Origin of the sequence: Cellulosimicrobium composti (assembly GCF_010287905.1) — a bacterium.
Lineage (GTDB): Bacteria > Actinomycetota > Actinomycetes > Actinomycetales > Cellulomonadaceae > Cellulosimicrobium > Cellulosimicrobium composti.
Genome location: NZ_JAAFAN010000052.1, coordinates 25,173 through 31,435, shown reverse-complemented (window position 1 = coordinate 31,435; position 6,263 = coordinate 25,173). Strand labels below are relative to the sequence as shown.

Sequence of the window (6,263 nt, the reverse complement as noted above, 5' to 3'; positions counted from 1 at the left end):
GGGGGGCCGGGCCCCGGCGCTCGGGCCCGGGCCGCCCCGTCTACCCCCGGCGGCGCGCCCCCCCCTACCCCCACCCCCCCGGGGGCGGGGCCCCCCGCCGGGCGCCCCCGGACCGCGCTCAGGAGATCGGGGCCCCTGCCGACCCGTACGTGCGCCACGGGTAGAAGCCGCCGGAGCCGTTGCCGGCGTAGAGCACCAGGGTCCCGTCCGGTCGGCTCGCGACGAGGTCGTGCTTGCCGTCCCCGTCCACGTCGCCCACCCCGACGACGCGCGTCAGCGCGCCCCAGCCGGTCCCGACCGTCGTCGGGTTGCCCAGGAGCGCCGCCCCGTTGCCGCGCCGCAGCTGGAGGTCGCCCGTGCGGGAGTCGCGCGTGAGGAGGTCCGGGACCCGGCCCCCCGACCACATCCCCGCGTTGACGATCATGTCGACGTTCGAGACGCCGGACGCGAGGAGGACCCGCGCGCCGAACCGGTTCGCGCCCGCCGTGGGGTAGAGCCAGATGCGCCCGCTCGTGTCGAGCGCGATCAGGCTGGCGTTCCCGTCGCCGAGGAAGTTGCCGCCGTCGATGACCTGGCGCATGACCTGCCAGCCCGTGCCGACCCGGGTGCCGGATGCGGCGTACCGGCCGCCGCCCGTCCCGCGGTGGACGTAGAGGTCGCCGTTGGTGCGGCGCACGACGAGATCACGGCGCCCGTCGCGGTCGAAGTCCCCCGTCGGGACGAGCTCCGCGACGCCGGAGCCTGCGGCGACGCCCGTGGGGACGACCCGCTGGAAGTCGCCCTGGCCCTGGTAGGAGTACCGCAGGAGCTCGCCGTTCCCCGAGCGCACCGCGTACAGGTCCTGACCGCGGCCCGACCTGCTCGCCGAGACGATCCCCGAGAAGGACTGCCAGCCGGACCCGATCTGCGACCGGCCCCGCACCCCGCCCGTGCCGTTCCCCGGGTAGAGGAAGAGCCGACCGGAGGAGTCCCGCGCGACGATGTCGCCGCTGCGGCCGTCGTCGTTCATGTCGCCGACGCCCACGATGGCGGTCATGACCTGCCAGCCCGTCCCGACGACGGTGCGCCCGCCGCTGAAGCCGCCCTTCCCGTCGCCGCGGTACAGGTACAGCGTGACCCCGCTCCGGGCGACGAGCGCCGGGCGGCCGTCGGACAACGTGCCCGTCATCGTCACGGCGGACATCACCTGCCAGCCCGAGCCGATGGCGCGGCGTGTGCCGAAGCCGCCCCGGCCGTTCGACGGGTAGAGGTAGAGCGTCCCGTCGCGGTGCCGCGCGAGCAGGTCGGGCCGCCCGTCGCCGTCCCAGTCGTGCCCGCCCGTCACGAGGGTCATCACCTGCCAGCCGTTCCCGATCGCGCGCCGGGGCGACCACCGCCCGTCGGAGCGGCCGGGGTACAACCAGAGCCGCCCGCTCGCGTCCACGAGCATGAGGTCGGGCAGGCCGTCCCCCGTCCAGTCGCCGGCGCCGACCGTCCGGGGACCCGTCCACCCCATGCCGACGGACGTCGCGGGCCGCCAGCCCGCTCCCGACGCGGTCGCGAGGTCCGCCGTCGACGAGCCCCGCAGGGCGAGGTCGGCATACCCGTCCCCCGACATGTCGCGCGGGGCGTAGGCGCGTGCGGCGGTGTCGCCCTCAAGCCCCTTGACCTTGGTCCGCAGCTCGGGCATGCGCGCGAACAGGTACTGGCCGGGGCACGACGTCTGCCCCACCTCGCGGTGGCCGAACACCGTCTGCAGCCGCTGCCCGTTGATGACCGTCGACGACCCTGCGGTGACGCCGTGGAGGGCGAACTTCCACGCGATGACCCGGGCCGCGGCGTCGACCGCGACGGTCGGGACGGCCGTCGTGTCGTAGTTGCCCATGAACGAGACGCCGAACGCCGCGGAGTTCACGCCCGACGCGTGCGCGCCGATCACGGCGCGGTCGAGCCCGCCCTTGCGGCCCTCCCAGAGGCGGCCGAACTTGTCGACGAGCACGTTGTAGCCGATGTCGCCCCAGCCGCGGGACTGCGCGTGGTACGTGTAGATGCCCCGCAGCAGCGCCGGGACCTGCGCCGACGTGTACGAGTTCGTCCCCGCGGTGTGGTGGACCGTCGCGGCGACGACCTTGCCGATCTGGGGCGTCCACGTCGAGATCGACTCGTCGGCGCCCCACTGCGCGCGGCTGTAGATCGTCGGTCGCGGCGACGACGCCGCGGCGAGCGCCGCGCCGGCGAGCTCCGCCTCCGTGAGGGCGGTCCCGGTCGACGCGCCCTCCGTCGGGGCCTCGGTCCCGACCACGTCGAGCGACACGCGGCTCACCTCGCCGAGCGCCTCTGCGTCGAGGCTCGCGTCCGCCGGGAGCCCGCCGTCCGTCGTGCCCTCCTCCGTCGGCTCCGTCGTGCCGGGCTCCGTCGTGCCCGGGTCGGCCGGCTCCGTCGTGCCCGGCTCCGTCGCGCCCGGGTCCACCGGCTCCGTCGTGCCCGGGTCCACCGGTTCCGTCGTGCCCGGCTCCGCCGGCTCCGTCGTGCTCGGCGGGTCGCCGTCGGCATCCGGCTCCTCGGTCCCGACGACGGTCAGGCGCGCGTCGACCGGGCCGTCCCCCGCCGCGTGGCGCAGCGCGACCTCGACCGCGTCGACCTCGCCCGCGAGGTACGGCTCCGTGCCGTCGCGGACGCCCGCGAGCGGGCTCCCGTCCCCCTCGCCCGCCGCCGCGTCGTCGGCCTCGAGCGCGGACCACGCGCTCCAGCCGTCGGCGGACCGGGTGCGGATCTCGACCGCGAGGTCCTCGGGTGCCGAGCCCTGCTCCCACGTCACGCCGACGACGACGACACCGGCGGCCGTCGTCTCGGCGGCGAGGACGACGTCCGACGGCCCGGTGCCGTCGTCGACCGCCCCGTCGAACGGGACCGCGTCCGCCGCGGCGCCGTCCGGGTTCGCGAGCGCCGGGTCGGGCTCGAGCGGGACCTCCTCGAGCACCGGCTCGCCCTCGCTGTCCTGCGCCGCGGCGAGCGCCGCCGGGACCGTCGTGAGCGGCGCGGTCGCCTCGCCGTCCGCGGGCACCGCCGCCGCCTCCCCTCCGAGGAAGGGCAGGCCGACCGAGCCGACCGCCACCGTCACCCATGCCGAGACCCCTGCGACGACCGACGTCGCCCTGCGCACCCGGAACACCCCGTGTCACCTCCGACCGGGCGACGCCGCTCGCTCGCCCACGGTCGCCAGTATGTGCACGGCTTCGCCCGATCCGCGCGAGTTGCGCCGGACGACGGGTGTCCGTGCCGCGGCCGCGGAACTGTCACAATGGGGGTCATGCATCCGCCACAGACGCGTGGGCACGCGGCTGCCCATGCCCCGGACGCCGTGGCTCCGGCTCCTGTCGACGACGCCTGGCTCGTCATCCCCCTCTTCAACGAAGGCTCGGTCATCGGCGACGTCGTGCGCGACGCCCTGCCGACGTTCCCGCACATCGTGTGCGTCGACGACGGCAGCTCCGACGACTCGATCGAGCAGGCCCGCGCGGCCGGGGCGGTCGTGCTGCGCCACGCCGTGAACCTCGGCCAGGGTGCGGCGCTGCAGACCGGCATCGAGTACGTGCGCGAGCAGCCCGGGGCGAACTACCTCGTGACGTTCGACGCCGACGGCCAGCACCAGGTGTCCGACGCGGTCGCCATGGTCGAGCTCGCGCGCTCCGAGGACGTCGCGATCGTGTTCGGGTCCCGGTTCCTCGACGAGCGGACCCGTCCGGGCCTCGTGAAGCGGATGGTCCTGCGCGCCGCGGTGTGGTTCACGAACGCGACGACCGGGCTCAAGCTCTCCGACGCGCACAACGGCCTGCGCGTGCTGCGCCGCGACGCCGCGATGGCGGTCGACATGAAGCAGGACCGCATGGCGCACGCGAGCGAGATCGTCGACCAGCTCGCCAAGAGCGGCCTGCCGTGGCGCGAGGCCCCGGTCCACGTCCTGTACACGGACTACTCGCGAGGGAAGGGCCAGTCCGTGTGGAACTCGGTCAACATCCTCGTCGACCTCATCTTCAAGTGAGCGGGGAGCCAGAACAGTGCTGATCCAGGTCATCCTCATCGTGGCGGTCGTCGTCGTGACCGTCATGCTCACGCGCTCGACCGCGAACGCCCGGCACCAGGCCATCCGGCGGCTGCTGCTCGCCGGGTTCGTCGTGGCCGCCGTGCTCGCGATCATCTTCCCCGACGCGCTGTCGGTCCTGGCGAACGCCGTCGGCGTCGGCCGTGGCACCGACCTCCTGCTCTACGCGCTGGTCATCGCGTTCGTCAGCTACATCGCCACGAGCCACCGGCGCTCCAACCAGCTGAGCCGCAAGATCACGCTCCTCACGCGCGAGCTGAGCCTCGCCGAGGCACGGCTCGCGGCCGTCGACGAGTCGGTCGACCGGCTCGAGGAGACGACCGGCACCGACGCGCGCGCCGAGCAGCCCTGACGCGGCGCCGGCGCCCGTCAGCGACGGCGGGCGTCGGCGCGGTACGCGCCCCGGCGCAGCGACTCCGGCACGAGCCGGTACCCGCCCCGCAGCACGGAGTTGCGGATCTCCTGGAGCGTCGTCGTGAACCCGATGCCGTGCAGGCGCCGCTGGAGCTCGAGCTCCGAGCGCAGGAGCTGCGCGCCGCCCCGCCGTGCGTACGCCCCCGCGCCGACCCGGTAGAGCACGAGCGGCTCGGGCACGTTGCGCGCCCGGGCGCCGCCCGCGAGCATGCGGGCGAAGAGCCAGTAGTCCTCCATGAGCGGCAGGTCCTCGTAGCCCCCGACGGCGGCGACGGCCGAGCGCCGGTACACCACGGACGGGTGGTTGAACGGCGAGCGGAACCGCGCGGCCCGGTCGATCTCCTGCGCGCTCAGCGGCGGCACGCGCACGAGGCCACCGCTCTCCCCCGGGGCGGGCTCGTCGGCGTCGAACTCCTCGATCGCGGAGCCGACGATGTCGAGCCCGGCGTCGACGAGGGGCACCTGGACGGCGAACCGCGCGGGTCGGCTGACGTCGTCCGCGTCCTGCCGGGCGACGATCTCGTGCGCGCACCGCGCCAGACCCGCCTCGAGCGCGGTCGCGAGGCCCTGGTTGCGCTCGAGCCGGACGCGGGTCACGGGCACCGGCGACCCGCCCTCGAGCTCGTCGAGCACGCGCGCGAGCGCGTCCCCCACGGGGCCGTCCTCGACGAGCACGACCTCCGCCGGGGCGAGCTCCTGCTCGACCGTCACCGACGCGAAGGACCGCCGCAGGAACGCGGGGTCGTCGCCGTGGTAGACCGGCAGCAGCACGGAGAACGGCGTCACCGTGCGCCCGCCGCCCCGGCCTCGACCGCCCGGACCGCGCGCGTCTGCGGACCGGCGCCCTCGAGGACGTCCGCCGACGGACGGGGCCCGTGCAGGACCCCGTCGCGCAGGCCGCGCGCGCCCGCGCGCAGCAGCACGTCGCGCTGCGTGCTCCGGCGGAACGTGCGGAACCAGCGCCGTGCGCTCGCACCGCTGTAGAGAACGCGCTCGAGCGGGTCGAGGGACGACGAGCGCGTGATCATCCAGATCTTGTTGCGCACCTCGTAGTAGAAGCGCTCGCCCGGGTCGGCGTCCGTCGCCCCGAACGCCTTGGTGCGGTGCTCGACGACGCTCGCCGGCACCGACAGGCCGGTCCCGCGGCGCAGGAGGCGCGCCGAGTACTCGAAGTCGTCGTTCCAGATGAAGTAGTCGGCGACCGGCAGCCCGTGGTGGCGCACGGCGCGCGCGTCCACGAGCATCGAGACGAACGACGACGACCGCACGGGCACCGCGTTGGCGGCGCGCGCGGCCGCGATCTGCTCGCCCGTCGCGCCGGGGCGGACCCGGGGCGTGTTCATCGGGTGGTCCCGCCCGTCGTGCCAGACGACGCGGCTCCCCAGGAGCGCGACCGGGCCCGGGTACTCGTCGCGCGCCTCGAGGAGCGCGCGCAGGGCGCCCGGGGTCGGGATCGTGTCGTCGTCCATGAGCCACACGAGGTCCGCCCCGAGGGCGTCGACCGCGTGGGCGAGGCCTACGGCGAAGCCGCCCGCCCCGCCCGTGTTCCGGCTCAGCCGGACGACCTCCGCGCCGACGGGGTGCTCCGCTGCGACGGCGGCGGAGTCGTCGTCGGAGCAGTTGTCGACGACGAGCACGGTGTCGACCGGCCTCGACTGCGCGGCGAGCGCGTCGAGCGCCTCGACCAGGAGGTCACGGCGGTTGTACGCCACGACGACCGCGACGACACGGGGGGTTGCGGACGCGGCTCTGGGATCAGCGGGCACGG

Annotated in this window: 5 protein-coding genes; 2 read left to right on the top strand and 3 right to left on the bottom strand. The window is 75.3% G+C overall.

Annotated features, from left to right (window positions below):
- Positions 1–118: 118 nt before the first annotated feature.
- Positions 119–3,100 carry an FG-GAP-like repeat-containing protein gene (locus GYH36_RS14445; protein ID WP_162290189.1) on the bottom strand — a complete coding sequence of 994 codons (2,982 nt, stop codon included), beginning with the start codon at positions 3,098–3,100 and terminating at the stop codon, positions 119–121.
- A gap of 189 nt (positions 3,101–3,289) precedes the next feature.
- On the opposite strand from GYH36_RS14445, the gene GYH36_RS14440 reads away from it, so the two are divergent.
- Both GYH36_RS14440 and GYH36_RS14435 read left to right on the top strand, forming a co-directional pair.
- Positions 3,290–4,021: a glycosyltransferase family 2 protein gene (locus GYH36_RS14440; protein ID WP_081772200.1), complete on the top strand. Its 732-nt coding sequence runs from the start codon at positions 3,290–3,292 to the stop codon at positions 4,019–4,021.
- Between the two features lie 16 nt (positions 4,022–4,037).
- Positions 4,038–4,433: a DUF2304 domain-containing protein gene (locus tag GYH36_RS14435; protein ID WP_115943014.1), complete on the top strand. Its 396-nt coding sequence runs from the start codon at positions 4,038–4,040 to the stop codon at positions 4,431–4,433.
- A gap of 17 nt (positions 4,434–4,450) precedes the next feature.
- Here the strand turns inward: GYH36_RS14435 and GYH36_RS19355 are convergent, their stop codons facing one another.
- Entirely contained in the window at positions 4,451–5,281 is an 831-nt protein-coding gene (locus GYH36_RS19355; RefSeq protein ID WP_024839397.1) for a glycosyltransferase, read from the bottom strand.
- Positions 5,278–6,261: a glycosyltransferase family 2 protein gene (locus tag GYH36_RS19350; protein ID WP_312028650.1), complete on the bottom strand. Its 984-nt coding sequence runs from the start codon at positions 6,259–6,261 to the stop codon at positions 5,278–5,280. Before GYH36_RS19350 ends, GYH36_RS19355 begins: the two co-directional genes overlap by 4 nt.
- Positions 6,262–6,263 lie beyond the last annotated feature (2 nt).

Coding starts and splice junctions, on each gene's coding strand:
- GYH36_RS14440 (WP_081772200.1), top strand. CDS start 3,290: ATGCATCCGCCACAGACGCGTGGGCACGCGGCTGCCCATGCCCCGGAC.